Annotated in this window: 26 protein-coding genes; 13 read left to right on the forward strand and 13 right to left on the reverse strand. The window is 69.7% G+C overall.

Annotation, left to right across the window (positions count from 1 at the left end):
- Positions 1-143: 143 nt before the first annotated feature.
- The 5 genes from ACFXKA_RS18435 to serS form a co-directional block, all read right to left on the reverse strand.
- On the reverse strand, positions 144-797 hold the full coding sequence (locus ACFXKA_RS18435) for a MauE/DoxX family redox-associated membrane protein (RefSeq protein ID WP_379428162.1): 654 nt from the start codon (positions 795-797) through the stop codon (positions 144-146).
- Between the two features lie 56 nt (positions 798-853).
- A complete protein-coding gene (locus ACFXKA_RS18440) occupies positions 854-1,786 on the reverse strand; it encodes a DMT family transporter (RefSeq protein ID WP_379428278.1) in 933 nt (310 codons plus the stop codon).
- 167 nt (positions 1,787-1,953) lie between these two features.
- Positions 1,954-3,324, reverse strand: a complete 1,371-nt coding sequence (locus tag ACFXKA_RS18445; protein ID WP_379428163.1) for an MFS transporter — start codon at positions 3,322-3,324, stop codon at positions 1,954-1,956.
- Between the two features lie 148 nt (positions 3,325-3,472).
- Positions 3,473-5,341, reverse strand: coding sequence for a putative bifunctional diguanylate cyclase/phosphodiesterase (locus ACFXKA_RS18450; protein WP_379428164.1), 1,869 nt, complete (start codon positions 5,339-5,341; stop codon positions 3,473-3,475).
- 75 nt (positions 5,342-5,416) lie between these two features.
- Positions 5,417-6,676, reverse strand: coding sequence for a serine--tRNA ligase (gene serS / locus ACFXKA_RS18455; protein WP_379384708.1), 1,260 nt, complete (start codon positions 6,674-6,676; stop codon positions 5,417-5,419).
- Between the two features lie 198 nt (positions 6,677-6,874).
- Between serS and ACFXKA_RS18460 the strand changes: the two genes are divergently transcribed.
- The 6 genes from ACFXKA_RS18460 to ACFXKA_RS18485 all read left to right on the forward strand — a co-directional run bounded on the left by ACFXKA_RS18460 (position 6,875) and on the right by ACFXKA_RS18485 (position 12,601).
- Positions 6,875-8,464: a GMC family oxidoreductase gene (locus ACFXKA_RS18460; protein WP_379428165.1), complete on the forward strand. Its 1,590-nt coding sequence runs from the start codon at positions 6,875-6,877 to the stop codon at positions 8,462-8,464.
- Positions 8,465-8,787: 323 nt separating this feature from the next.
- Positions 8,788-9,834, forward strand: a complete 1,047-nt coding sequence (locus ACFXKA_RS18465; RefSeq protein ID WP_354847568.1) for a septum formation family protein — start codon at positions 8,788-8,790, stop codon at positions 9,832-9,834.
- Positions 9,835-9,853: 19 nt separating this feature from the next.
- Complete coding sequence (locus ACFXKA_RS18470) at positions 9,854-10,207, forward strand: metallopeptidase family protein (protein WP_354847565.1); 354 nt, start codon at positions 9,854-9,856, stop codon at positions 10,205-10,207.
- An 80-nt stretch (positions 10,208-10,287) separates the two neighbouring features.
- Positions 10,288-10,599, forward strand: coding sequence for a PE family protein (locus ACFXKA_RS18475; RefSeq protein ID WP_379428166.1), 312 nt, complete (start codon positions 10,288-10,290; stop codon positions 10,597-10,599).
- Positions 10,600-10,613: 14 nt separating this feature from the next.
- A complete protein-coding gene (locus ACFXKA_RS18480; RefSeq protein WP_379428167.1) occupies positions 10,614-11,789 on the forward strand; it encodes a PPE domain-containing protein in 1,176 nt (391 codons plus the stop codon).
- Positions 11,786-12,601 (forward strand): ESX secretion-associated protein EspG, encoded by an 816-nt coding sequence (locus ACFXKA_RS18485; protein ID WP_379428168.1) that lies wholly within the window; start codon positions 11,786-11,788, stop codon positions 12,599-12,601. The genes ACFXKA_RS18480 and ACFXKA_RS18485 overlap by 4 nt, the downstream gene beginning before the upstream one ends.
- Here ACFXKA_RS18485 and ACFXKA_RS18490 read toward each other — a convergent pair.
- From ACFXKA_RS18490 to ACFXKA_RS18500, 3 genes are all read right to left on the reverse strand, one after another.
- Positions 12,598-13,260, reverse strand: coding sequence for a histidine phosphatase family protein (locus ACFXKA_RS18490; protein ID WP_379428169.1), 663 nt, complete (start codon positions 13,258-13,260; stop codon positions 12,598-12,600). The two genes, ACFXKA_RS18485 and ACFXKA_RS18490, sit on opposite strands and share 4 nt — an antisense overlap.
- Positions 13,257-14,174 carry a prephenate dehydratase gene (gene pheA, locus ACFXKA_RS18495; protein ID WP_379428170.1) on the reverse strand — a complete coding sequence of 306 codons (918 nt, stop codon included), beginning with the start codon at positions 14,172-14,174 and terminating at the stop codon, positions 13,257-13,259. The genes ACFXKA_RS18490 and pheA overlap by 4 nt, the downstream gene beginning before the upstream one ends.
- Positions 14,175-14,258: 84 nt before the next feature.
- Positions 14,259-14,678: a hypothetical protein gene (locus ACFXKA_RS18500; RefSeq protein ID WP_354847552.1), complete on the reverse strand. Its 420-nt coding sequence runs from the start codon at positions 14,676-14,678 to the stop codon at positions 14,259-14,261.
- Between the two features lie 115 nt (positions 14,679-14,793).
- Here ACFXKA_RS18500 and ACFXKA_RS18505 point away from each other — a divergent pair, with 115 nt between their 5' ends.
- The 4 genes from ACFXKA_RS18505 to ACFXKA_RS18520 all read left to right on the forward strand — a co-directional run bounded on the left by ACFXKA_RS18505 (position 14,794) and on the right by ACFXKA_RS18520 (position 18,543).
- Positions 14,794-15,564: a DUF2470 domain-containing protein gene (locus tag ACFXKA_RS18505; protein ID WP_354847550.1), complete on the forward strand. Its 771-nt coding sequence runs from the start codon at positions 14,794-14,796 to the stop codon at positions 15,562-15,564.
- A 34-nt stretch (positions 15,565-15,598) separates the two neighbouring features.
- Complete coding sequence (locus ACFXKA_RS18510) at positions 15,599-16,393, forward strand: CPBP family intramembrane glutamic endopeptidase (RefSeq protein ID WP_354847548.1); 795 nt, start codon at positions 15,599-15,601, stop codon at positions 16,391-16,393.
- 242 nt (positions 16,394-16,635) lie between these two features.
- Positions 16,636-17,907: an LCP family protein gene (locus ACFXKA_RS18515; RefSeq protein ID WP_379428171.1), complete on the forward strand. Its 1,272-nt coding sequence runs from the start codon at positions 16,636-16,638 to the stop codon at positions 17,905-17,907.
- A gap of 93 nt (positions 17,908-18,000) precedes the next feature.
- The gene (locus tag ACFXKA_RS18520) at positions 18,001-18,543 is read left to right on the forward strand and encodes a ferritin (protein WP_379428172.1); all 543 of its coding nucleotides are present in this window, start codon (positions 18,001-18,003) and stop codon (positions 18,541-18,543) included.
- 412 nt (positions 18,544-18,955) lie between these two features.
- Here the strand turns inward: ACFXKA_RS18520 and ACFXKA_RS18525 are convergent, their stop codons facing one another.
- From ACFXKA_RS18525 to ACFXKA_RS18540, 4 genes are all read right to left on the reverse strand, one after another.
- Entirely contained in the window at positions 18,956-19,873 is a 918-nt protein-coding gene (locus tag ACFXKA_RS18525; RefSeq protein ID WP_354847541.1) for a DUF5926 family protein, read from the reverse strand.
- Between the two features lie 234 nt (positions 19,874-20,107).
- Positions 20,108-20,875, reverse strand: a complete 768-nt coding sequence (locus ACFXKA_RS18530) for a glycerophosphodiester phosphodiesterase (RefSeq protein ID WP_379428173.1) — start codon at positions 20,873-20,875, stop codon at positions 20,108-20,110.
- Entirely contained in the window at positions 20,872-21,969 is a 1,098-nt protein-coding gene (locus ACFXKA_RS18535) for a DUF4328 domain-containing protein (RefSeq protein WP_379428174.1), read from the reverse strand. Before ACFXKA_RS18535 ends, ACFXKA_RS18530 begins: the two co-directional genes overlap by 4 nt.
- Positions 21,970-21,987: 18 nt before the next feature.
- A complete protein-coding gene (locus ACFXKA_RS18540) occupies positions 21,988-22,359 on the reverse strand; it encodes a rhodanese-like domain-containing protein (RefSeq protein WP_379428175.1) in 372 nt (123 codons plus the stop codon).
- Between the two features lie 311 nt (positions 22,360-22,670).
- On the opposite strand from ACFXKA_RS18540, the gene ACFXKA_RS18545 reads away from it, so the two are divergent.
- Positions 22,671-23,282 (forward strand): hypothetical protein, encoded by a 612-nt coding sequence (locus tag ACFXKA_RS18545; protein WP_379428176.1) that lies wholly within the window; start codon positions 22,671-22,673, stop codon positions 23,280-23,282.
- A gap of 97 nt (positions 23,283-23,379) precedes the next feature.
- Here the strand turns inward: ACFXKA_RS18545 and msrA are convergent, their stop codons facing one another.
- Complete coding sequence (msrA, locus tag ACFXKA_RS18550; protein WP_379428177.1) at positions 23,380-24,060, reverse strand: peptide-methionine (S)-S-oxide reductase MsrA; 681 nt, start codon at positions 24,058-24,060, stop codon at positions 23,380-23,382.
- Between the two features lie 195 nt (positions 24,061-24,255).
- Here msrA and ACFXKA_RS18555 point away from each other — a divergent pair, with 195 nt between their 5' ends.
- Positions 24,256-24,879: a superoxide dismutase gene (locus ACFXKA_RS18555; RefSeq protein WP_364608842.1), complete on the forward strand. Its 624-nt coding sequence runs from the start codon at positions 24,256-24,258 to the stop codon at positions 24,877-24,879.
- A 192-nt stretch (positions 24,880-25,071) separates the two neighbouring features.
- A complete protein-coding gene (locus ACFXKA_RS18560) occupies positions 25,072-25,593 on the forward strand; it encodes a peptidase (protein ID WP_354847523.1) in 522 nt (173 codons plus the stop codon).
- The last annotated feature ends 106 nt before the right edge of the window (positions 25,594-25,699 follow it).

Consider the following 25,699-nt stretch of genomic DNA (forward strand, 5'->3'; position numbering starts at 1 on the left):
TTTTTTTTTTTTCCTGGTGGGTGGTGGTTGGTTTGTCCTTGGGGCCCTCCGCCTCCCCCCCCCCCCCCCCGCGCGCGCTTCTACTTCTGGGGTCGGCGGGGGGGGCGCCCGCCGCGGGGGCCCGCCCCCGCCACCGGCCCTGCTCAATGCCGCGGACGCCTCAGGGCGTCTCGCGCACGCGATACCGCAACGCGGTCTCCGGCCCGGGCGCCCGCGGACTTCAGCACCTCGAATTCCGGCGCGACCACACCCGGCGGCAGCCCCTTCTCGTCCAGGCGGCGGCGCAGGGCTCGCAGCTCACCCCAGAGGGAAACCAGCACCGCACCGAATCCGGCCGCCACCCCCATCGCGACCACATGGTCCACCGGCAGACCGCCGGGCACCCGCGGCTCCGCCAGCGTCGCCACGGCCGTCACGCCGGCCAGGACGATCAGCACGATATTGCGCGCCACCGTGCCTCGCCCGATCGGGGCGGCGCTGGCGGCTCCGAAACATGAACAGACGGGGCGTTTTCCCTGGCGCAGCAGGCGCACCACCGCACCGGTGAACATGCCCAGCAGCAGTATCGCCACCAGCGCCGCACCGGCCGCGGTCCACGGCGGCAGCAGCGCCACCGCCACCACGGCCTCCACCGCCGGGAGCGCCCAGGCCACCGCGGGTATCCAGGCCAGCGGGATCCCGAACTCCCCCACCGCCTTCCGGGTGCCGGGCCCATCGGCGAGCTTTCCCCACGCCGACAGGCCGAACACCACGGCCAGCACCAGACGCGCGACCCACACCACGTAGTCGATAGCCATGACCGCACCATCGCACACTCATGTGGACAGCGAATTACGAATCCGGGGAACAGATCTCATCCGCGCGATCGGGCGGCCACGGCGACCGCCACGAAGGTCAGCACGCAGCCGATGATCGCCGACACCGAGAGCCCGACCCCGGTCGGCGCCACCACGTCCAGCACCAGCGACGCCAGCAGCTGGCCCGCCACCGAGGTCAGGCCCAGCAGCAGCACCCCGATCCAGCGGACCACCAGCACCGCCAGCGCCACGAACGAAATGCCGATCAGGCCACCGAGATACAGCCACGGTTCGCTCGGCAGCGGCCCGAGACCACCGCGCCGGACCAGCACTCCCGCCTCGATGACCACCAGCGCCGCCGTGCCGGTCGCGAAGTTGCCCAGCGTCGCCGACAGCGGTCCGCCGACCGCACCCACCCGGCCGTTCACCGCCTGCTGCCAAGCCACCAGCAGGCCGGCGACCAGCGGTAACGCCACCAGCAGCATCGAGGCCGTCGAATGCCCGCCGGCCGGGCCGGTGCCGCTCCGTCCGATCACCGCGAGCAGCACGGCGACCAGCCCCAGCACCGCCGCACCGATCCGCCCGGCCGTCACCGGCGTCGGTCCGCCCGGACCCCAACCCAGCCGATCCACCACCAGACTGCTCACCAACTGCCCGGCCACCGCAGCCACCGTGAACGCCGTCACCCCGATGGTCGCCACCGTGAGCCCCTGACACGCAACGAAATACGCGCCCGACAGCCCACCCAGCAGCTGCCACCATCGCAGCTCCCCCGTATCGAGCGCGGCCCGCACCCGCCCGACCCCCGCCCGCAGGCGCCCGCTGCCCGCGAACACGACGGCCAGGATCAGCAATCCACTCCCGAAACTGATGGTGGCCGCCGCAATCCCATCGCCCAGCCGCTGCCCCAGCTCCCCATTGATCCGCGCTTGCAGGGCCACGGCCGCGCCGATGGACCCCCCGAACCCCAACCCCGCCCACTGCCGCATCGCCACCGCCCGATTGTCCCCGCCTTTCCCGGCATAGAGCCTGCCGACCAGATCATGTCGCGCGTCGCTCCGACACGCCACGCCGCGCTGCGCTCGGATCCCGTTCCGGCACAGGACGACCCGCAACCACGGTCGGGCGCTACCCGCCGCCGCCCTGCCGCTCCGGATCAGAGCTGCTCCGAATCTCGTGCAGCAGGCCCCGGCACCAGATCCGAGCCCGCTGCCGCTCGGGGCAGCCAGGTGGGGACCAGGACCGCGGCCAGTAGCAGCGGCACTCCCAGCAGGGCGACCATGACCGGCAAGGACAGCCAGGTCGTGGCCACCGCGGCGAAAACGAAGACCAGCAGGGCGATCATCTCGGTGGCGAAACCGGACACCGAGGTCACGGTCGCACGGGCCGGGCCCGAGATGGCGTCCTGCAGCCGGGCCGAGGCGATGACATCGGCGTTGTAGTCGATGCCGTAGGCGACGCCCACCGCCGAAAAGCCCACGGCCGTCAGCACATACAGGGCCCCCGGGTGGCCGGCGGCACTACCCGCCAGCAGCGCACCACCGATGAACAGGACCCCCGCCACGGCCAGCGCCGACGCCATCACGCGGGCGGATATGCCCTCGGTGCGGCCCGCCAGCGTCGCGCCGGCCAGGGCTCCGGCTACCGTGACACCCACCAGGATCGCGGCCAGCGACGGCCCGGCGCCGGCGTGGTCGGCCAGCAGGGCGAAATATTCGTCGAACGCGGTGATGCCGTTCAGCAGCGCCACCAGGATGACCCCGCGCCGAATCACCCGCACCCGCAGGGCCTCTCGCATACCAGCGCGCAGCATGGCCAGGTAGCCGCTGGATTCCGGTTCAGCCGTGCGGGTTTCGGAGGTGGGGTCACCGTCATCCGGTCGTGCGCTGTCCGGCTCCTGCTCGGCCACACCGTCATCCGAGTCCGCAGCGTCGGTATCCGGGGCCTCGACACCACCGTCCGGGTCTTCGAGCTGCTCCACCTCCGCCGCGGACACCGACTTCGGCGCGGTCGGCAGCAGGGCCGCGGTGGCGGTGTGCACGGCGGCGATCGCAACGCTGGACCAGGCGACCAGCGCGTAGCCGCCCCACGCGTAGAGCGGGGCCGCGACCAGAATGCCCGCCAGCGCTGCCGATTCGGTGGCGGCGCGGACATGGCCCATCAGCCGCGGGTATCCGGCCGGCGCGGCACGGGCGTGCAGGTCGTCGTAGATCAGCGCCTCGAAGGTGCCCGAGCGGAGCGCGCCCGAAGTACCCCACAGCACGAAGCCGACGGCGAATCCCAGGTAGGAGGGGTACAGGGTCCACACCGCGAAGCCCGCCGCCAGCAGCGCACCCGACAGCACGAGCAGGCCGCGCCGCGAGACCGTATCGGCCCAGGCGCCGGAGGGAATCTCCAGCAGGAACGAGGTCGCGGACCAGATGGCGAACAGCGACGAGATCTGCGCCGCGTTCAGGCCGTGGTCGGCGAACAGCAGCGCGTAGATCGCGTAGAGCGGGATCAGGTCCGCCGTGACGGCGAACAGCATCGCCCGCAGCGTCAGCGCGCGTATCGAGTCGGTTGGTACCCGTATCGAGTGGAGCGGTACGCGTGTAGAGCCCACGCGCTCGGCGTGCGCCCGGGGCAGCGCACTACGGAGTACGAATCAACAGGCGTAGATGAGCAGCCGCATGGGATCAACCCTGCGCGCCGGGCGCCCCACCGTCAAGCGGATTGTCCAGCGGTACCCAGCCATTGGTCGACGGCTCGCCTTCCGACACCGCCGCGCCGACCAGGCCGTGCCGGTCATTGAGGTCGTTGATGAGCTCGGACACCGGGTGCGAATCGCTGTAGTGGTAGCCCTGGGCCAGCGCGAAACCGAGCTCGGTGAGCACGGCTGCCTGGTATTCGGTCTCCACGCCCTCGGCGATGACCTGCAGGTCCAGCGACTTGCTCAGCGCCGCGATCACGCCCAGCAGCGGCGGCGCGGGGGAATCCGACTGGATGGACGCCACGAAGGACTGGTCCACCTTGAGGATGTCCGACGGCAGCGTGGCCAGCCGGCTGAGCGAGGAGTAGCCGGTGCCGAAATCGTCGATGGCGATGCGGACGCCGAACTCGCGCAGCTTGTGCAGGTTCGTGATGGCCGTCTCGGATTCGGCGGCCAGCTCGCTCTCGGTCACCTCGAGCACGAGTTGCTCGGCGGGCCAGCCGGTTTCCGCGAGGATGCCGGAAACCCGGTCGGCGTACTCGGTTTCGGCCAGCTCCAGCCCGCTCACATTGACGTTCAGGGTCAGATCCAGCTGGGCGAAGGTCTCCTGCAACCGGGCGGCATCGGCGCAGGCCCGCCGCAGCACCAGCTCGTCCAGATCGGAGATGAGGTCGTATTCCTCGGCGACCCGGATCAGCCCCTCGGTGGTCACATCGGGCTGCGCGTGCGAAGACCAGCGCAGCAGCGCTTCCACGCCGACCGCGCGGGTCGCGCCGTCGGTGAGACTCACGATCGGCTGATACTGCACGTCCAGGGTGCCGCGATCGATGGCCTCCCGCAGCTCCACCGCCAGCGGCAGCTGCCGCGAGGACTCCAGCACGGTGCGATTGCGGCCCGCCTGCTTGGCCCGGTACAGGCCCACATCCGCACGCGACACCAGCAGCGACCCGGATTCGCCCGGCTGCCAGGACGTCACACCCGCGGAACAGCCGGTGGTGACGGCCGCGCGCAGCTCCTCGGTCAGCAGGATCGCGGCCTGCTCGGTGGTCCCGGGCAGCAGCAGCGCGAACGCGTCACCGCCGTAGCGGGCCAGCCGCTGCTCCGGCGCAAGCAGTTTCGACCACGAGTCGGCCACCCGCTGCAACACGGCGTCACCGGCCCGGTGCCCGAGGTGATCGTTGATCTTCTGGAAGCGGTCCAGGTCCACCAGCACCAGGGCCAGGCCCTGGCCGGTGCGGGTGGCGTGCGCGATGGCATTGCTCAGCGCTCGATCGAAACCACGCCGGTTCAGCAGCCCGGTCAGCACATCGATATCGGCGTCCGACGCCATGCGCGTCAAAATGCCGACCACGATGCCGATTCCGAAAGTGATACCCGCCGGAATGATGCCCGACCACCACGGCAACCCGCGCGACGGCACCACCCACAGACAGCAGACGATGGCGAACGCTATGTGCCCGCCCAGCCAGCGCCAGGAGAAGAAGATGGCGGCATCACAGGCGACGAACACATAGAACGCCGCCAGACTGATCGCGCCGACCGTATTCGGAAACCAGTGCACCGCAACGGTCACCAGCACGGTCGCGGTCGCCACATACGCGTGATGCACCGAATGCGGCAGCCGTGGACCCCAGATCAGCAGACTGATACCCAGCAGCAGCGCCACGAACGCCGCCGCACCCACCAGCGGCCGATTGCCCTCGTTACCCGGAGCGACCGCAGTCAGAACCAGGCCCAGGACCCCGCCCATGACGTAGAACGCCCCGGTGGTCCGAGCCATGACCATTGCCGTCGCCAGCGCCGACGCCGCCCGTACCCGGGTCCGGGTATCGCCGCGGGACCCGATTCCTCGCACGCTGCCTAGCCTAGACACAAGCCCTGCCACCAGTAGACACAACCGACGGAATAAGCCACGCCGAGTAGCGAATATTCAGCGAGGTACCAGCACGTCGGTGCCCACGAAAGGCACCAGCGCAGCGGGCACCCGCACCGAACCATCGGCTTGCTGATGGTTCTCCAGCAAAGCGACAATCCACCGAGTCGTGGCCAAAGTGCCGTTCAGGGTGGCGGCGATCTGCGGCTTGCCGTTCTCGTCCCGGTACCGGACACTCAGCCGACGCGCCTGGAACGTCGTGCAATTCGAGGTCGAGGTGAGCTCGCGGTAGGTCTGCTGCGTGGGAACCCAAGCCTCGCAATCGAATTTGCGGGCGGCCGAGCTGCCCAGGTCGCCGGCGGCCACATCGATCACCCGGTAGGGCACCTCGATGGCGGCGAGCATCTCCTGCTCCCAGGCCAGCAGCCGGCGGTGCTCGGCGTCGGCCTGGTCCGGGGTGGTGTAGACGAACATCTCCACCTTGTCGAACTGGTGCACGCGGATGATACCGCGCGTGTCCTTGCCGTAGCTGCCCGCCTCCCGGCGGAAACACGACGACCAGCCGGCGTAGCGCTTGGCGCCCGCGCTCAGATCCAGGATCTCGCCCGAGTGATAGCCCGCCAGCGGCACCTCCGAGGTGCCGACCAGGTACAGGTCGTCGTCCTCCAGGTGGTAGACCTCGGCGGAGTGCTGGCCCAGGAACCCGGTGCCCTGCATGATCTCCGGGCGCACCAGCACCGGCGGGATCATCATGGTGAACCCGTTGGCCACCGCCTTCTGCGCGGCCAGCTGCAGCAGGCCCAGCTGCAGCAGCGCGCCGTTGCCGGTGAGGAAATAGAAGCGCGAGCCCGACACCTTCGCGCCGCGCTCCATGTCGATCAGGCCCAGCGACTCACCCAGGTCCAGGTGATCCTTGGGCTCGAAATCGAACTCCCGCGGCGTGCCGATGGTGTCGAGCACAATGTAGTCGTCCTCGCCGCCGGCGGGCGCGCCCTCCTGCACCACATTCGACAGCGCGCGCTGGGCGGCGTCGAGGTCGGCGTCCGCGGCGGTCTCGGCGGCCTCGGCCTCCTTCACCTTCGCCGACAGTTCCTGACCCAGCTGCAGCAGCGCCGGACGCTCGTCCGGGGACGCCTTGCCGACCTTCTTGCCCAGGGCCTTCTGCTCGGCGCGCAGATTGTCGGCCGTCGCGACCGCGGCGCGGCGGGCGGCATCCGCCTCGAGCAGGGCATCCACCAGGGAGGGGTCCTCACCGCGAGCGCGCTGCGACGCACGGACCACATCCGGGTTTTCCCGCAGGAATCGAAGGTCGATCATGGCCATTGAGCCTAGTAGGCGACCGCCAGTGGATTTCGTGTAGGTCCACGGCCTCGGTATTCGATCTTGATCGGCGCGGTTTCGCCCCCGATCCCGCCGATCCACCCCACGACCGGCCGATATCCACCCTAGGGTTAGCGGCATGGGACGGCAGGGAGTCCGGCAGCGGCTCCGCCGTGGTCTTTCCAAGGAGTGAGCATGCCCCAATACACCCCGCACACCGCCGATTTCGTGGTCGTCGGAGCCGGATCCGCGGGGGCCGCAGTGGCCGCGAAACTGAGCGAGCGACCCGGCGTCAGCGTCGTGGTCCTGGAGGCCGGCGGCGAGGACAGCGACAAATTCGCCCACATTCCCGCGGCGTTCAACCAGCTGTTCCAGGGCCCCAACGACTGGAACTACCGCACCGAACCCCAGCCCGAGCTCAGCAACCGGCGCGTCTACTGGCCGCGCGGCAAGATGCTCGGCGGTTCCTCCTCCATGAACGCCATGATGTGGGTGCGCGGCTTCGCCGCCGACTACGACGAATGGGCCCGCTACGCCGGACCGAGCTGGTCCTTCGAGCAGGTGCTCCCCATCTTCCAGCGAATGGAAGCCGTCGAGGAGGCCGGCGAGCCCGGTGAAGGCCGCAAGGGACCGCTGCACATCTCCCGCCAGCGCAGCCCGCGCCCGCTCACCCACACCTACCTGCAGGCCGCCACCGAAGCCGGGTACCCGGTGGAACGCGCGAATCAGGATCGGCCACAAGGCTTCTCGCAGACCATGGTGACCCAGAAGCGCGGCGCGCGCTGGAGCACCGCCGACGCCTACCTGCGGCCGGCGCGCCAGCAGGGACGCAATATCACCGTCATCACCGACGCGCACGTCACCCGGGTGCTGTTCGAGGGCAAGCGCGCCACCGGAGTGGAATTCCGGATCGGCGGCGAGACCAAGCAGATCACCGCCAAGCGCGAAATCATCCTGTCCGGCGGCGCCATCAACAGCCCGCAACTGCTCATGCTCTCCGGCATCGGCGACGGCGACCGGTTGCAGGAGCTGGAAATCCCCGTCGTGCAGCACCTGCCCGAGGTCGGGCGCGGCCTGCGCGACCACCTGGCCGCGCCCATCATCTACCGCACCAGCGGGGGCAGCCTCTACGGCGCGGACAAGAACCTGCTCGAGCTCGCCAACTACCTGGTGCTGCGGCGCGGGCAGCTGACCTCGAACATCGGTGAGGCCTACGGGTTCGCGCGCAGCCGCGAGGATCTCGACCTGCCCGACCTGGAACTCATCTTCGCGCCCGCGCCGTATATCGCCGAGGGACTGGGTGATCCGGACGGGCACGCGCTCACCTTCGCCGCCGTGCTGCTCAAGCCGGAATCCATCGGCAGCGTCACCCTCACCTCCCCGGACCCGTTCACCGCGCCGCGCATCAACCCGCGCTACTGCGCCGAGCCCGCCGACCGCGCCGCCCTGCTCGCCGGCCTGCGCATCTGTACCGAACTGGCGAACCAGCCGGCGCTGAAGGAGCACATCGGCGAGCTCATGCAGCCCGCCGTGCCCTCCGACACCCCGATGGAGGAGATGCTGCGGCACTGCCTCGAGGACCACTCGCACACGCTGTACCACCCGGTCGGCACCTGTGCCATGAGCCGCGACGAATCCAGCGTGGTGGATCCGGAACTGCGGGTGCGGGGCATCGAGGGCCTGCGCGTGGCCGACACCTCGGTCATGCCGGTGATCACCCGCGGCCATACCCACGCCCCGGCGGTCATGATCGGTGAGAAGGCGGCGGACCTGATCCTGTCGTGACGACCCGTACTGCACGCTGAACGCCGCAATAACAGCACCCGAAGGTTCGCGGCCCGGCTCGATTCTGGACGGCGCTCCGCCGCCCCGCGCTTGCAGCGGAGGAGCGGAGGAGCGGAGAAGGAAAGAACCGAGCTTCCGGCTCCATAGACCTGCGCCTCGGCCGCGAACCCGCCGGAGCGAAGCGGAGGCAATTAAGCTCAGTCGCGATGCCTGAGCAAAAGATGCCTCCGCAGTGGCCCGCGCCTCCGTCCTCGCAGCGTCCCGGGCCGCCGAACCGTCGGAAACCGACGGCGCTGGATCGTTTGCTGACGCCGTTCCGCGCCATGGAATCCAAGCTGGACCAGAACGGTCCGCTCTCGGCGTCGACGGTCCGGTGGGGACTGCTGGCCATGGCGGTGGGCGTCACGCTGGCCGTACTCATCACCATGTTCGTCTCCAACGGCTTCGACTCCAATCGCGTGAAGGCGCACGCGCCGGGGGCCGCCCAGCCCACCGGCGCGGTCGCGGGCGCGGCCTTCGGCACCGCCCGGGAGGGCGACTGCCTGACCTGGTCCAAGGCCAACGCCGGCGACCTCACCAAGGTCGACTGCGCCAGCAAGCACCTGTTCGAGGTCACCGCGGACATCGACCTGAGCAAGTACCCGGGCAAGGAGTTCGGGCCCGGCTCCCGCTTCCCGGACTCGCTACGCTTCTCCGAGCTGCGCGACGAGCACTGCGTCAGCGCCGCCCAGGAATACCTCGGCGGCCGCCTGGACCCGCGCGGCAAATTCGTTGTCGGCCTGATCAATCCGGGTGAGGCGGGCTGGAAGGCGGGCGAGCGGACGCTGCGCTGCGGCCTGCAGGTCTCCGGCAGCCAGGGCCTCGCCACCAAGCCCATCACCGGCAGCGTGCGCGACATCAACCAGTCGAAGGTCTACGACCTCGGCACCTGCATCGGCATCAAGTCCAACCTGCCCACCGATCCGGTCGACTGCACCCAGCCGCACGCCTTCGAGATCGTCTCCACCGTGGACCTGGCCACCCACTTCAACGGCGGCCCGCCCTCGAAGGACGACCAGGACAAGTTCATGGAGGACGAGTGCGCCAAGGACGCCGGCGACTACCTCGGCGCCCCCGACGCACTGCGCAACAAGACCCTCACCCTGTTCTGGGACGCGCTCGACGCGCGCAGCTGGCTGGCCGGTTCCCGCAGCCTCAACTGCATGGTCGGCAAGGGCGCCGATCAGGAGGGCTTCGCCACCATCACCGGATCGGCCAAGGGCGACATCCAGATCGACGGCCAGGCCCCCGTGCCGCCGCCCAACAACGGCCGCTACACCCCGCCGCCGCTGCCCGGCGCGGCCCCGCCGGTCATCCCCCAGCCACGGTGATGCGGCGGAAGCTGTAGGCATGCCCGTCTCCATGTCCGACGACCGCTTCGAGGAACTGGTCGGCGACGCCCTCGATCTGATTCCGCGAGAGTTGTCACAGGCGATCGACAATGTGGTGGTGCTCATCGAGCCGCGCAGCGACGAGGACCCCCACCTGCTCGGTCTCTACCACGGCATCGCCCTCACCGACCGGGACTACAGCCACTACGGGGGCGCGCTGCCGGACACCATCACCATCTATCGCGAGGCCATCCTCGGGATGTGTCACAGCGAAGAAGAGGTGGTCGAGGAGGTGGCGATCACCGTGATTCACGAGATAGCGCACTATTTCGGGATCGACGACGAGCGCCTGCATCAGCTGGGCTGGGGCTGACCAGCGGCATCGGGAACCGATCGGCGAACCTCCGCGTCCAATCCTCACAGCCGGGGTGGAACGGAGAAGGGAGCTCGATCATGGTCGGCCACGTGCTGGTGCAGCCCGAGGTGATCCTCGCGGCCGCCCTGGAACTCGATCTGCTCGCCGAACGCCTCGCCGCGGCCGCGAGCGCGACGGGTCCGGCCACCCATGTGCTTCCGTCCGGCACCGAAGAGGTGTCCTTCCTGGCCGCGGCGCATTTCAACAATGCCGCGCTCACCCACGACCACTCGGTCGCCCAGGGCATTCTCGAACTGCATCATGCCGCCGCCACCCTGCGCAGCCAGCTGGCCCAGTACCTGGCCCAGGACGCCGTGCGCGCGGCCGATATCGCCGCGATCCAGGTCTAGAGGGGAGACGCACCATGACGCTGGGAATCACGGGGGTGTTCTGGCTGCCCCGGATGGCCGAATTCAATTCCCTCTGCCTCGATTCCGGGGCGCACGCCATTCCGATCGCGGCCGCGGGCAGCGCCTGGGGCGCGCTCACCGCCTCCTGGGTGGACGCCACCACCACGGTGACGCGGGTGATGGCCGAGATCGGGGCCGGTCTCGAAGGACTGAACGGGCTCGCCGTGCTGGCCCGGCTGGGCGGTTTCACCGTATGGGCCGAACAGCAGGCCGTCATGGCCGGCGTGATGGCGGGCAAGGCCGCCGCCAATGCCACCGCCTACACCGTGGCCTCCCTCGCCATGCCGAGCCTGCCGGAGATCGCGGCCGTGGAGACCGCGCGGGTGGCCGCGTATTCCAGCGGCGGCGCGCTCAACGGCACCGCGGAGGCAGCCGAGGCGGCCAAGCTGGCGCTGGACATCCGGGCCGCGCTGGTGATGGAAACCTATGAGGCCGCGACGAGTTCGATGGTGGCCACGCCCGGCCAGTTCCTGATGCCGCCACCCATCGCCGTGGGCGCGGGCTCGGCCGATGCGGGTGGCGACGCGCTCGCCCTTGGCAGCGATCCGCTGCGGGCGGCGCTCGGCGCGGCCGCCGTCCTGGCGCAGAATCCGGCCGTCACCAGTGCCCTGTCGCAGGTTGCACAGGTGGCGGGAACGGTGGTCACCAGCGGTATGACCAGCGCGGGAAACGTTGCTGGTACAGCGATTACGGCGGTCGCGAATGCGGTGACGCAAACGCCTGGCCTCGGTACCTCCGGCCCGCCGGTCACGGCGGACGCGGGTGTCTCGACCGCCGGCGCGGCGCTGGCCACGCAGGCGGTGTCCGTCACCGGCGGCGGCGCGTCGGTGAACATCGGAAACGGCGCGGGCACACTGAAGTTGCCCGAGGGCTGGGGCGCGGGTCTCGGAAACACCGGTGGCGCACCGCCTCCCGCGGCACCGATCGCCGAACCGGTGACCGTGACCACCACCCCGGCCGCGACCGCGCCGGTCCGGTCGGCCGCAACCAGCCCGCTGCTCGGCACCCGGGGCAGCGACGAGGAAGAGTCCCACCGCGGCCACCACTACGGCCGCTCGGTGCAGGTGTTCGCCGACGGCCGGGTCATCGCGCCCGCGGTCATCGGTGGCGACGCACTGGCCGACCGGTGACCGTGCTCGGCGCGGGCCGCGGGCCGTCGACGCTGCGATCGGTCACGCTGTCGCTCGACGAAATGCAGTATCTCCTGGAGACATTGGGGATCGACGAGCTGCCCGTGGTGCTGGATGCCATGGGCCGCTACGACAATGCCGCCGACCACGACACCGCCATGGCCACGGCGGCCGCCGCCCTGACCGAGCGTGACCTGCTCGACGGCGACGAGGTGCATCCGGAACTGGCCGAACGGCTGCGCGTGCTCTACCGGCCGCACTGGGTGCTGGCCGTGCGCTGGTACGTGGCGGGGCAGGTCAACCGGTGCTGTGTGGCCAAGGGCGACGACATCGAGGTGGTGGCGCTGCGCGGCCCCGGCTCCTGTGTCGTCGACGCGGCCGGTCACGATCTGCCGGGCACCGTGATGGCCGCGCTCGGCCCGGCCGATGCGCTGGAACTGTCCGGAATGAACGCGCCCACCGCGGATCTGGCTCCCGTGTTCGACGACGCGGGCGATGCCGCCACCACGGCCGGCCGACTGGCCGCGGTGGGCACACCGGCCCGCGACGCACCGATCCTCGCTTCGGCTCTGGTGCAGGTGAATTCGCACGCGGAGATCGTCGGCGTGCACTACGGCGACGGCACGCGCGACGTGGCGAGCACCCACCTCGCGGTGTACAACACCCGGCACGGCCGTTTTCTCGCCTGCACCGGCACCGCCGCGGACGGCACGAAGTGGACGTCGCTGGCGGGCGGCACCCCGGCCCGGCTGCGCACAGCGCTGCGGGATCTCATCGAATCCCTGCCGCTGCGAACGGAATTCCCGGGCTAACCCATGGGGTCGTCGCCGCCGGCCGCGACGGCGTCGCCGAACGGTGCGAGATAGCGGCCCCAGCGGGTGCACTCCCAGGTGCCGTCCTCGAACGGCTGCAGCTCGATGGTCTCGGTATTGTCCAGGTGATTGTTGGCGGCGAAAGGCCTTGGTACCCCGGTCAATTCGCGCGAGACCAGCCGCATGGCCGCGCCGTGGCTGACCACGATGACATCGTGGGCGTCCGGGCGGCTCAGATAGTCGTCGCGTAGTCGCTGCAGCGCCGGGACATAGCGGGCGAGCACGTCCTCCCCGGATTCGCCACCGGGCACCCGGACGCTCAGATCACCGAAATGCCAAGCGTGATACACCTTCTGGAATTCCTCGTGCGCGGCCGGGGTGTTCAACCCCTCGAGGTCGCCGAGCTGCACCTCCTGCAGATCCTCCAGCACGTCCAGGGTGACCCCGGTGGCGGCCTCGATGTAGCCGCCGGTCTGCCGAGCGCGCAGCGCGGCCGAGGAGAACAGCCGCTGCGGCGGGACGGCCAGGTTCGCGCCGTAGCTCTTCGCTTGCGCCACACCGCGTTCGGTGAGCGGCAGGCCCGGCAGCCGGGTGTCGAGGATCTTGCCGACATTGCCCTCGGTCTCGCCGTGCCGGACCAGGATGAGTTTGCCGGTCACAGGTCGGCCACCCCCTTCTTCAGATCGGCCAGCCAGGCCGCGCCGGGTGCGTCCGGCGGTGGCGGGGTGCCGGTGGCCGCGGTGGCGGGCCAGGAGCCGAGGAATCGGATCCGGGCGGCCGTGCGGTGCAGTGCCTTCAGCGCCTCGGCGACCGCGGCGTCGTCGATGTGCCCGACGCAGTCCAGGTAGAAACGGTAGGTGCCCATGCCGGTGCGGGTGGGCCGGGATTCGATGCGGGTGAGATCGATACCGCGGGTGGCGAATTCGGCGAACGCGCGCATGAGCGAGCCCGGCTCGTTGGCCAGCTCCAGCACGATGGAGGTGCGGTCGGTCCCGGTGCGCGGCGGCGCCGGCCGCGGGGCCGTGACCAGCACGAAGCGGGTGACGGCCCGATCGACATCGGCGACGCCGTCGGCCAGGGTGGTGAGCCCGAGGCGGGCGCCGGCCAGCGCGGTGGAGACGGCGGCATCGGCGTGCCCGGCGACGACGTCCTCAGCAGCCGCGGCATTGGAGGCGGAGGTGTACAGCTGTGCCAGCGGCATGGTGACGGCCAGCCACATGCGGACCTGCGCGGCCGCGACCGGATAGGCCGCGATCCGGCGCACCTCGTCGAGCTCGATGCCGGGGCGGCCCACGATGGTGAAGGCCACGTCCAGGTCGGTTTCCGCGATGATCTGCAGCCGCGGGCCGACGGCCAGCGCATCCAGCGTCGGCGCGATGGAGCCCTCGACCGAGCTCTCGATCGGCACCACCGCGCCCGTGGCGTTACCGGCCCGCACCAGCTCGACGGCCGCGCCCTGGCTCGGGGCCGGGACACGCTCGACCGGTCCATCGAAGACTCCGGTGGACTCCAGTTTGGCGAGGGCCATCTCCGTGAAGGTTCCCGACGGCCCGAAGTAGGCGATACGCGGCACGGTTACGACATTACTTGCGTGCGCCCGGTCACCCCCGGCTTTGGTCAACTGCTGGGTAACTTCGCACCCCCGGGCACGGTGGGTTCAGGCGCCCAATATGGCGAGGGCGGTGGTCACGGCCGCGACCTCGCCGGTTTCGATGGCCAGCAGCACCTCACGGAACGCCTCGACCGCGGGTGGTTTCAGCCCGGTGAGGAACGCGATGTCCGGCGCGGCGAGCGCGCCGCGAATGTCCTCGCCGCAGAGCGCGGCCACGGTCGCCGCCACACCCGCCAGCGCCCGCTCGCCCGAGTCGGTGCGGGCCACGAAACCGCTGTCGCCGTGCACGATTCGCACCAGGAACTCCGACACTGCCTCGTCGTCGAGCGCCAGGTCCAGCACCTCGACGCCCGGATCGGCGGAGACCGGGCGGACCAGCTCCTCGGCCAGTCCGCGGGCCGGGCGGGGCGGGACGGACAGGGTGAGGGCGACCGGTTCGGGCGCGGGGGACGAATCGTGCGGCACGTCTTCACGGTAGCGATCGGCGCGACACCGCCGGCGCGGCCACCCGGGAAGCCCTTGCGCACGCGACCCACGTCACTTAGCTTAGGTTTACCTAATTCAACTCCCGGAGGTGTGTATGCCACCCGCGGCCCAGGTCGTCGCACCCACTACCGCCGAACGCGTGCACACCGCCTGCGCGCACGCCGAGAACGCGGTCCTGGCCCTGCCCGGCCTCGACCCGGTGCCCACCTCCGTACACCTGCTGCGGCAGTGCGGGGACATGGTGCTGGCGGTCCCGATGAACTCCACCGCCGCCGGTCTCGTGCTCGGCTGCGGCGCGAACGGGTCCCCCGCGGTCCTCGAACTCACCGACCAGGCCCCGCTGCCGCTGCGCGAACGCGTCCGCGCCCTGGTCTGGCTGCGTGGCTGGGCGCACGCCGTGCCCGCGCACGCCCAGCGCGCGCTGGCCGGCGCGGTAGCCGCCGACCATCCGCATCCGGACCTGCTCGACGTCGGCCACACCGCCGTCCTGCTGCGGCTGGTCATCGACTCCGCGGTGGTGGCCGACACCGCCGGCGCCGACTCGGTCGACCGCGAGCAGCTGCGCGACGCCCGGCCCGATCCGTTCTGCGCGCTGGAAGCCGGTTGGCTGCAACACCTTCAGGCCGATCACCCCGATGTGGTGGACCGCCTGGCCCGCCGCCTGCCGCACGCGCTGCGCCGCGGCGCCCTCATCCATCCGCTGGCCATCGACCGCTATGGCGTCACCCTGCGCGTCGAGGCCATCGAGGCCGACCACGACATCCGCATCCCGTTCGAGGCCCCGGCGCACGACATCGAATCCCTCAGCCGCGCGGTGCACGCCTTGGCGGGCAACCCCTTCCACGGCGGCCTGCACCGCATCTGACGAGTTCGCCGGGCGCCCGCCTAGATTGGCGGGCATGGTTTCGGCTGATCCCGCACCCGTGTGGCCCGCACCCGAATCGTCCGAATCGGGCCGGCGGGCGATCAAACTCGAGATCGCGGTGGTGCTGGTCGTCACCTTCGGGCTGAGCGGGGCCAATGCGGCACTGTCACTGCTCGAGAGCGCCCTCGCGCCCGGCGGGGTGGGCGGGCAGACCGTCGCGCTGAATGCGCCACGGGCCACCCGGTCGACCATCGACCTGCTCTTCCAGCTGCTGAGCGTGGCCCGTCTGCTCGGCTGGGCGGCGCTGGGCCTCTATCTGTTGTGGCGCAGCGGGATCGCGCCGCGGGCGATCGGACTGGCGCGGCGGCTGCGCTGGCGGGCGGACGTGCTCCCGGGACTCGCGCTCACGGCCGTGATCGGAATCCCCGGGCTGGGGCTGTATCTCGCGGCACACGCACTGGGTGTGAGCGTCACCATCGTGCCCAGTTCGCTCGCGCACTGGTGGCGGCTGCCGGTGCTGGTGCTGTCCGCGTGGGCGAACTCGGCGGCCGAGGAGGTACTGGTCGTCGCCTACCTGATCTCGCGATTACGGGCACTGGGGTGGACGGAGAATCGATCGCTGCTGGCGTCGGCGATCCTGCGCGGCAGCTACCACCTCTACCAGGGCCTGGGCGGCGGGCTCGGAAACCTGGTGATGGGATTGATCTTCGGACGCTACTGGCAGCGCACCAACCGGCTCTGGCCGCTGCTGCTGGCGCACGCGCTCATCGACTCGATCGCCTACATCGGGTACACCTTCCTGCACGGACACGTCTCCTGGCTGCCGTAATCCGATCGGAACGAGCCACGCGGGCGCCGCGGTCGGTACTGTTTTCAGTGATGAACGGCGACGACCCCCAGCACTTTGCACGGATACGCCGGGAGCCGCCGCCGGGACGCCCGGGCGAGCCCCCGGCGTACCCGCCTCGACCCGCGGCGAATCCCGGGCAATCACAGAGACCTTCGTCTCACCGGCCGCCCGCGGACGGCCGGCCCGTTAACGACGGCAGGCCGCGGATAGAACCAACTCAGGTGATCCGACGCCATGAATCCGGTCCGGACCTGGCCTATTCGCAGGTCCCGCCCGGGAACCCGGCCCCGCGGCAGCGGCCGCCGGGGAATCGCGTTCCGACGCAGCACAATCGCGGGCCCGGGGACAATCGGATGCCGCCGCCGGGCAATCGGGTGCCGCCCCCGCGGGAGCGTGCCGCCGCCCCCATGGGTCACGCGCCGACCCAGCGGCCGGTTCCCTTCCGGGATGAGCCGCCGCGCACTCCCCCGCCACCACCGCCCGGCCGGCGACGCGGCGGCGAAGGCCGGCCGCCGCGCGGCTCCCGGCCCCGCGGGAAGCGGCACTGGTTCCGGTGGATCCTGTCGCTGCTGCTGGTGCTCCTGCTGCTGCCGATCGCGGCGGCCGTCTATGTCGACACCCATCTCACCCGGATCGACGCCCTCGCGAACTATTCGGGCCGAATCGGCGACACGCCCGGGACGAATTGGCTTCTGGTGGGTTCCGACAGCCGCTCGGGACTGTCCAAGGATCAGGAGCAGCAGCTGTCCACCGGCGACTCCTCCGATGTCGAGGGCGAGCGCACCGACACCGTCATCCTGGTGCACGTTCCGAAGTCGGGGCGGCCGACGCTGGTGAGCCTGCCGCGCGACTCGTATGTGAGCATCCCTGGCGTCGGCAAGGACAAGCTCAATGCCTCCTTCGCCGCCGGCGGCGCATCGCTGCTGGTCAAGACGGTGGAGGGCGCGACCGGCGTGCACATCGACCACTATGTGCAGATCGGCTTCGGCGGCTTCGCCAATGTCGTGGACGCGGTCGGCGGCATCCAGATGTGCCTGGACACGCCCATGAAGGATCCGCTGGCCGGTATCGACCTGCCCGCGGGTTGCCAGACGCTCAACGGACCCGAGGCACTGGGCTTCGTGCGTTCCCGCGCCACCCCGCGCGCGGACCTGGATCGCATGCTCAACCAGCGGAAATTCCTCAGCGCCCTGCTGAAGAAGGCGGCGAGCCCGGGCACGCTGGCCAATCCGTTCCGGTCCTGGCCGCTGGTGCGGGATCTGACCTCGGCGCTGAAGGTCGACAAGGGCGCGCACATCTGGGATCTGGCGAGCCTGGGCAATGCGCTGACCAGCGATCCCATCACCACGACGGTCCCGGTCGGTGGATTCGAGGACGTGGCCGGCAGTGGCAATGTCCTGCTCTGGGACAAGACGAAGGCGAGTGCTTTCTTCGACGCTCTGGCCAAGGATCAGCAGATCCCGCAGGACTTGATCACCACCGTCGGCAGCTAGGCAGAATTAGGCAATACTTGCCTCAATAAGGCTGTGCTCAATAAGGCTGTACTTGGATGACACGCGGTTTGACCAGGGATTAATGTCATCCGCATGTCCACCCGAACCCAGACGAAGCGCAGCAAGTTCCAGGCCCTGCTCCAGGATCAGATCCGCAACGAATTCAATGCCGAACACCAGTACATCGCGGTGGCGATGTGGTTCGACAATGCCGATCTGCCGGTCCTGGCCAAGTATTTCTACAAGCAGGCCGTCGAAGAGCGTAACCACGCGATGATGATCGCGCAGTACCTGATCGATCACGACATCGCCGTCGAGATGCCCGGAACCGAGGCCGCTACTACGCAATTCGCGAATGCGAAGGAGCCCATCGCGCTGGCGCTCGCACAGGAGCAGACCGTCACCGAGCAGATCATCCAGCTCGCCAGGACCGCCCGGGAAGAGGGCGATTACCAGGGCGAGCAGTTCATGCAGTGGTTCCTGAAGGAACAGGTCGAAGAAGTCGCGACCATGAATACCCTGCTCACCGTCGCCGAGCGGGCCAGCGCGAATCTTTTCGACCTGGAGAATTTCGTGCAGCGGGAAATGAGCGGTCCGAAGGACGCGTCCGGCGCGCCGCACGCCGCGGGCGGCTGACTGTAATTACTCCGCGGGCCGAAGGTAATTCGGTTCCCGCCCGGTGGATTCACACAGCAGGCCCGGTCCCTTGCGCTGGACCGGGCCTGTTGCATGTGCTCGGGCGATACGTACCCGCCCTTACTTCTGCGGCACTGTGACGGTGCCGGTGGCGTTGGCGGACAACGTACCGAACAGCGACTTGACCACGGCCAGAATGGCATCCATGGTTTTTCTCCTCATCTGAAATCCGGTGTGATGATCACCGGATCCCCTGAACTTCCGGGGTGAGGAGAACTTAACCGAGCGCTCGGAGCGAAACAGGCATTTTTCAGAAAAATCCCGCAAAATCCGGGCCGTTCACCGAGTGAATCCAGTTCACCGGAGAACGGCCCGGACCGTGCCGGTTCGGCGGGTACTCAGCCCGACGGGGTCAGCGCAGCGTGACCTGGCGCGACCGCAGGCCGTCGCGGGAGCGGCGCTCCTCGGAGGTCAGCGGGGCATCCGACTGCAGCGCGGTCGCCAGCTTCGCACCGAACTCGCGGGCCGGGCCCTCCCACTCGCTCGCGTGCCGCTCCGGATCCAGGTCGAAGACCGGCACCAGCAGGCCGTGGGTGCGGAACGAGCCCGCGAAGCGCGAACCCTCACCCAGGTGCAGATCACCGGCCGCGTGCAGCCGCGCCAGCGCCAGCATCAGCTGGTCCTCGTCCTCCGGCCGCACCCAGCGGATGTGCGCCTTCTCGCCGGCGTCCACCCACCAGGCCGCGCCGACGGCGTCCGCGCCCAGCTCCAGGCGGGCCGACGGCATGATGGCCTGATTGGCCTGCTCGATGGTGGCGGCCACCTGCGGATCCGGGGTGACACCCGCCGGCACCCACCAGTTGAAGTCCTGGTGCACGGTCAGATCCAGGGCCGCACCCGGATCCAGCACCTCGGTGAGCCGCGGCGTGCCATCCACGGTCGCGGCACTCAGCGACTCGCCGGGGGTGGCGGACTGGGTCCACAGCACGGCGGCGGCCAGATCCGCGGCCGGATCGGCGGACTGGAACTGCACCTGCGTGCCGACGAAACCGATCGGCTCGTCACCGGCCCGCACCAGCGCGGCGACCGCGCCCGGCAGCACGGTGGCGAGGGTGACGGCCCGCTCCGCGGCGACATTCGGCGACAGCTTCAAGATCGCGGTCGCCGACGGCACGAACTCCCGTAGCGCCACCAGATCGCATTCGGCGGCCAAGCCCTGGAAGGGCCGCGTCACGGCCTGCGCCGCCGCCTCCTGTTCGGCGCGGCGGGCGGCCAGCTTCTGCGCCCGATTGGAGTCCGGCTTGGGACTGTTGCGCTTGCTCTTACCCATGACTGGCAAACCTACTGGGTCTTTGGCCCTACGCTTCGCTCCGGGCGGGGTTCGCGGCCCCGAAGTCTCGATTCTTCCCTCCTCCGCTCCTCCTCCGCTCCTCCGCTTCGCTCCCCCGCTCCGTCAGTCCAGAATCGAGACGGCCGCGAACCACTGGGAAATCCTTTGAAGCGGTTGTGGGTGCGGGGGCGTGACTTGTCGATGGCGTGCTCGGGCGCAGGGGGCCGGGCGGATTCAGGCGTTGGCCAGCACAGCTTTCGTCCGGGCGGGGTAGTTGGTAGCTATCCAATCCACGCCCAGGTCGGCGCAGAGCTGGACATCCTCGGGATCGTCGCAGGTCCAGACGTAGGTGGCGCGGCCCGCGGCGGCGGCCTTGTCGACCAGGTCCGGGTGTTCGCGCAGGGTGCGCACGGACGGGCCGATGGCGGTCGCGCCGACGGTGTGGGCGGCGCCGCCGGACAGGTACAGGGAGGACTCGCCCAGTAGGACGGTCGGGAGCAACGGGGCCGCGCGGCGGATCCGCCAGACCGCGGTGGCGGCGAACGACATGACCACCGCGCGTGAGTGATCCGCGGAGGCGGGTGCGCCGATGCCGTAGCGGGTGAGCTCGGCCAGCAGCGTGGTCTCCACCAGCGCCCCGTAGCGGACCGGGTGCTTGGTCTCGATGAAAAGCTTGGTGGGACGGCTCTTCCAGTCCAGCACCAGCTCGATCAGCTCGGACAGCGTGAGCACGCCCTCCGGTTCCTCCGCGGTACCGACGTTGAGCGCCTTCAGCTCTTCGAGCGTCATCTCGCTGACCGCGCCCGATCCGTTCGAGGTGCGATCCACGGTGCGGTCGTGCACGCAGACCAGGTGCCCGTCGCGGGTCAGGCGGATATCGCATTCGACGCCGTCGGCGCCCTCCTGCAGGGCGAGATCGTAGGCGGCGAGGGTGTGTTCGGGTCGCGCCGCCGACGCCCCCCGGTGCGCGACCACGAACGGCGCACGACTGGCCCGGCTCACTTCGCCACTACCTCCTGTTGCTCCGCGGCCGGGGACGCCTCCGCGTCATCCCCGGAAGCTGCGTCATCCCCGACCACTGCATCATTCCCGACCACGGCGGCGGGCGCGCGTCGCACGGGTTCGATCACCGGCCGCGCGGGCCCGGTGGCGATCACCCAGCGCCGCAGCGGCTTCGGGCGGCCCCGCAGATCCAGGCCCGCGAAGGCGTGCACCAGCCCGAGCGAGGCCACCGCGACACCGGCCGCGACCAGATCGGTCCACATGCTCGCCAGCACGCCGTCGGCCTGCACCTGCAGCGAGGACGCGAACCGGTACAGGAACGCCACCAGCACCAGCACCGCATCGAGAAGCCAAGCCGCCCACCAGATCCGGACCGCCCGCAGCAGCCGCGGATCCGCACCGCCCGCCGACCGCAGCCGGGCCGCCTCGGTCAGGAAGATGCCCGGCCACACCAGATTCACGATCGGCACCAGACAGCCCAGCACCAGGGCGCGCAGCGATCGCGGATCCGACTCTCCCACACTCGCGTACGCGGCGCGGCGGGTTTCGGTGAGCCAGCCGACCAGCGCCACCGCCGACACCAGCGCCAGCACCAGGGCCAGCACCGCGGAAACCGTCACGGCCGCATCGGAAATCCACAGCAGCCAGGGCGGGATGAGGCGGGTGCGGTTGCGCAGCAACACGCCGTACCGGCCGAGTTCGGCCAGGGCGGAGAACACGAACACACCGGCGGTGGCCGGCAGCAGCACGGTGATGCGGTCACTCAGCGCGGCCAGCGGGCGATGCGGTGCGGCGGCCGCCACCGGGGGCCGATCCTGCAGGCCCCACTGCGGAATCCGGTGGTACCGCGGCGTCTGCAGCGAACCCGGACGCCGGACCGGCTGCGCGCCATGGGTTCTGCGGCCGGGCGGGCGGGCCACCCAGCGGTAGTTGCGGCGGTCGGCGGGCGCGTCCACCGGTGCGGGGGAGAGCAGGACACCGTGGCAGCGCGGGCACCAGTGCAGCGGCTTGCCCTGTACCGCCCAGCGGGCGCCGCAGCGGGCGCACGGCTGTACGACGGCGGATCGCGATCGGCCCACCTGTCCCCCGTTCATCGCTCCACCTCTCCGCGCCTAGTAGATCTTCGCCTCGGGACCGTCACCGGTGAGCGGCCTGCCGATCTGCTGCCAGGCCACCATGCCACCCGAGACCATGACGGCCTCGTAGCCGATCTGGTTCAGGTACTCCACCACCGGTACGGACCGGCCGCCCTGCCGGCAGATCACGTAGATCTCGGCGTCGATGTCGAGTTCGTCGAGCCGGGCGGGCACGTCGGTCATGGGGATGTGGATGGCGCCGGGCGCGCGGCCGAGCTGCCATTCGTCCTCCTCGCGGACGTCGAGGAGCTGGGCGGGCGCGGGCGCGGCCGAACCCCAGCCGTTCGCGGCGTCGAATTCCGCGGGAACCGCGTCGATCGGCACCGTGGGCACGTGGGGGTTCGTCACGGTTCCGATCCTGCCACGCGCGCGCGAGGGCTGTGGAGTTCCGTACCTGCGCAGGGTTGGTTTCGGGAGTTATCCACATAATCCACAACCTGATCCACAGGTTGATAGACGACCGATTCGTCCTGGTCGGCCGATCCGGAAGTCCCCTCCCCGTTCCGGAGCGACCGACCTCGGGCCTCTGTCCCAGAAGGCCCCATCCAGTCTGACGCCGCGGGTGAGCGCGCGGTTCCTTTCGCACTCGAAAAAAACGACAACACTACCGAATAACGGAAATCCTGGGTCCGGCCAGGCAAGATCGGTAGCCTGGCGCTATGACTGTGAGCAGGGGGCTACTCGACGGCCTGGACATCGACGGACTCAACCGCGCGCTGTCGGAGGCGACATGCCTCGGCATCGACGTCGACACGGCGCGCGCCACACTACGGCTGGAACTCGACGTGCTGACCCTGCCCGAGGACGGTCCCCCGCCGGCGGACTGCGATATCTATCTGACCCTCACCGGGGTCAGCCGGGTCGCCGCCTCGCTACGCCGGCAGCGCTGGGACGACAACGAGCCCATTGTGCTCCCGCTCACCCTCGACGGCCTGCACGACGCCGTCCAGAGCTTCGGCGGCGGCGCGCTGCACGGCTGGGACTTCCTCGACCTCGCCGACAGCTCCTGGAGCCAGTGGCGCAAACTGCTGAGCTTCGACACCGCGCTGAGCGACACGCCCGGCGCCCACATGATGGAGTTCTCCCAGGAGGAGGGCGTCGACCCGCGCGAACTCGACGTGCGCGTGTGGTTCGAGGGCGTGGAGGTCACCGACCGGCAGGGCAACCCGATCCCGTTGCCGCACTTCATCGCCGGCGGCGTCCGCTGGTGGCAGGCGCACGACGCAGGCGACCCGCGCACCATGCGGCCGGATGTCGTCCCGCCGCTGTAGCGAGCGGCGGACACGCCCGAGGGGTTCGGGGACCAAGTCCCGGAACCCCTGTCGAGGTGGTCTGCCGGCGTGCCTCCGCGATGGTCCGCCGAAGTGCTTACGCACCAAGCCCGATCGCGCAGCTCACGCCGGTGCCGTGGTCCGGGCAGTAGCCGCCGGGGTTCTTGGCCAGGTACTGCTGGTGATAGCCCTCGGCGTAGAAGAAGGCGGAAAGGTCCGGCAGCGGGGCGATCTCGGTGGTGATCTCGCCGAATCCGGCCGCCGTCAACCGTTCCTGATAGCCGGCCCTGGTCGCCTCGGCCACCGCGCGCTGCTCGTCGCCGAGGGTGTAGATCGCCGAACGGTATTGGGTGCCACGGTCGTTGCCCTGCCGCATGCCCTGCGTCGGATCGTGGTTCTCCCAGAACTGCTTCAGAATCGCGGCGTAGCCGATCACCTGCGGGTCGAAGACCACCAGCACCGCTTCGGTGTGCCCGGTCCGGCCGGAACACGCCTCCTCGTAGGTGGGGTTCGGAGTGAATCCGCCCGCGTAGCCGACGGCGGTGCTGTACACGCCTTCCAGCCCCCAAAAGCCCTGCTCCGCACCCCAGAAGCAACCCATGGCCAGCACCGCGAGCTGCGTGCCCGCCGGAAACGGAGGTTTGAGGGAATGCCCGCTGACATAGTGTTTGTCCGGTACCACCAGCGGCTCGGAGCGGCCGGGCAACGCTTGCCCGGCTGTCACCATGATCGGTTCCGGTAGTCGCACCCGCCCGACGAATTCGTCGTACCACGACATGACTCGATGCTACGGGACCCGGCGCGACCGGCGACGATGTTGCGTTCAGGCGAATTCCAAAGGTTGGGAAAGATATACATCGGGTGGAATGTGGGGGCGCGCAACCCGGTTGGAGACGAGCGGGTGTACGAATGATGGTTGGGTGCGCCTCGGCACCTGCCGAGGGCACACGGCCCCGACACGGAAAGGGACATCGTGGCTGTTTACACGCTGCCAGACCTCGATTACGACTACAGCGCCCTGGAGCCCTTCATCTCCGGGCAGATCAACGAGATCCACCACACCAAGCACCACGCGGCCTACGTCGCGGGTGTCAACGCGGCCCTCGAGAAGCTGGAGGAGGCGCGTGCCAAGGACGACCACGCCGCCATCTTCCTGAACGAGAAGAACCTCGCGTTCCACCTCGGCGGCCACGTCAACCACACCCTCTGGTGGAAGAGCCTGTCCAAGGAAGGCGGCGACAAGCCGGTCGGTGACCTGGCCTCGGCCATCGACGAGGAGTTCGGTTCCTTCGACAAGTTCGTCGCGCAGTTCTCGGCGGCCGCCAACGGCCTGCAGGGCTCCGGCTGGGCCTGGCTGGGCTACGACACCCTGGGCAACAAGCTGCTCACCTTCCAGCTGACCGACCAGCAGGGCAACGTGCCGCTCGGCATCATCCCGCTGCTCGGCCTGGACATGTGGGAGCACGCCTTCTACCTGCAGTACAAGAACGTCAAGGCCGACTACGTGAAGGCGTTCTGGAACGTCGTGAACTGGGCCGAGATTCAGGACCGCTACTCCAAGGCGGTCAACCAGGGCAAGGGTCTGATCTTCGGCTGATGCCCGTCGGGCTCCGGCCCGCTCGTACGCCTGAGGCCCGCGAACCGCATCGGTTCGCGGGCCTTTCGCATTTGCCGGGTCCGGGTGCTAGCACTCTCTGGTACTTGTGTGCCAGTTCTGTTCGGGTACAACCTGGTGTTCCCAACAGCAGTACCGGGCACCGTCGCCCCCGGGAGGTTCGGGAGGCACATCATGAATGGTCAGGTCGGCGTCATGCCGTTCCATGCGCATGGTTCGCTGCAGGGTTTCGTGATCTCCGGACGCTGGCCGGACTCCACCAAGGAATGGGCGCAGTTGCTGGTGCTCGCGGTGCGGGTGGCCGGCCTGCCGGGGTTGTTGCCGACCTCGACGGTGTTCGGGGCGCGCGAGGAACTCCCCGAGGACCCGGATCCCGCGATGGTCGGGCTGGTGATCGCCGAGGGCACGGTGCTGGGGACGGAAGGGTTGCAGCCGGGCATGTTTGCCGGGCATGTGCCACCGGCGCTGATCATGTTGCACCCGCCGCGCGAGACGCGGCCCTCGCTGCCCGAGTGCACAGGCGCGGCCTCGGGGTGCCTGCTGCTGCCGGGGCTGCCGCATCTGGGACTCGAACATCGGGCGGCCTGGGTGGAGACCGACAGCGACGGCACGGTGACCTCGATGGTCTCGCGGGTGGGGGTGGATCCGATCAGTGATCCCGACACCGCGGTTCTGGCCATGCTGCTGGCCGCATAAGGGTAACCGAAACCTTTCGGCAGCATCGCCAAACTTATTGTGCGCATTGCGATTTGGGTAACGGCCATTTGCCCGCGCTCGGTTTGCCGGAGTAGCATGGCGGCCG

It is taken from the genome of Nocardia sp. NPDC059228, from assembly GCF_042754245.1.
Taxonomy (GTDB): domain Bacteria; phylum Actinomycetota; class Actinomycetes; order Mycobacteriales; family Mycobacteriaceae; genus Nocardia.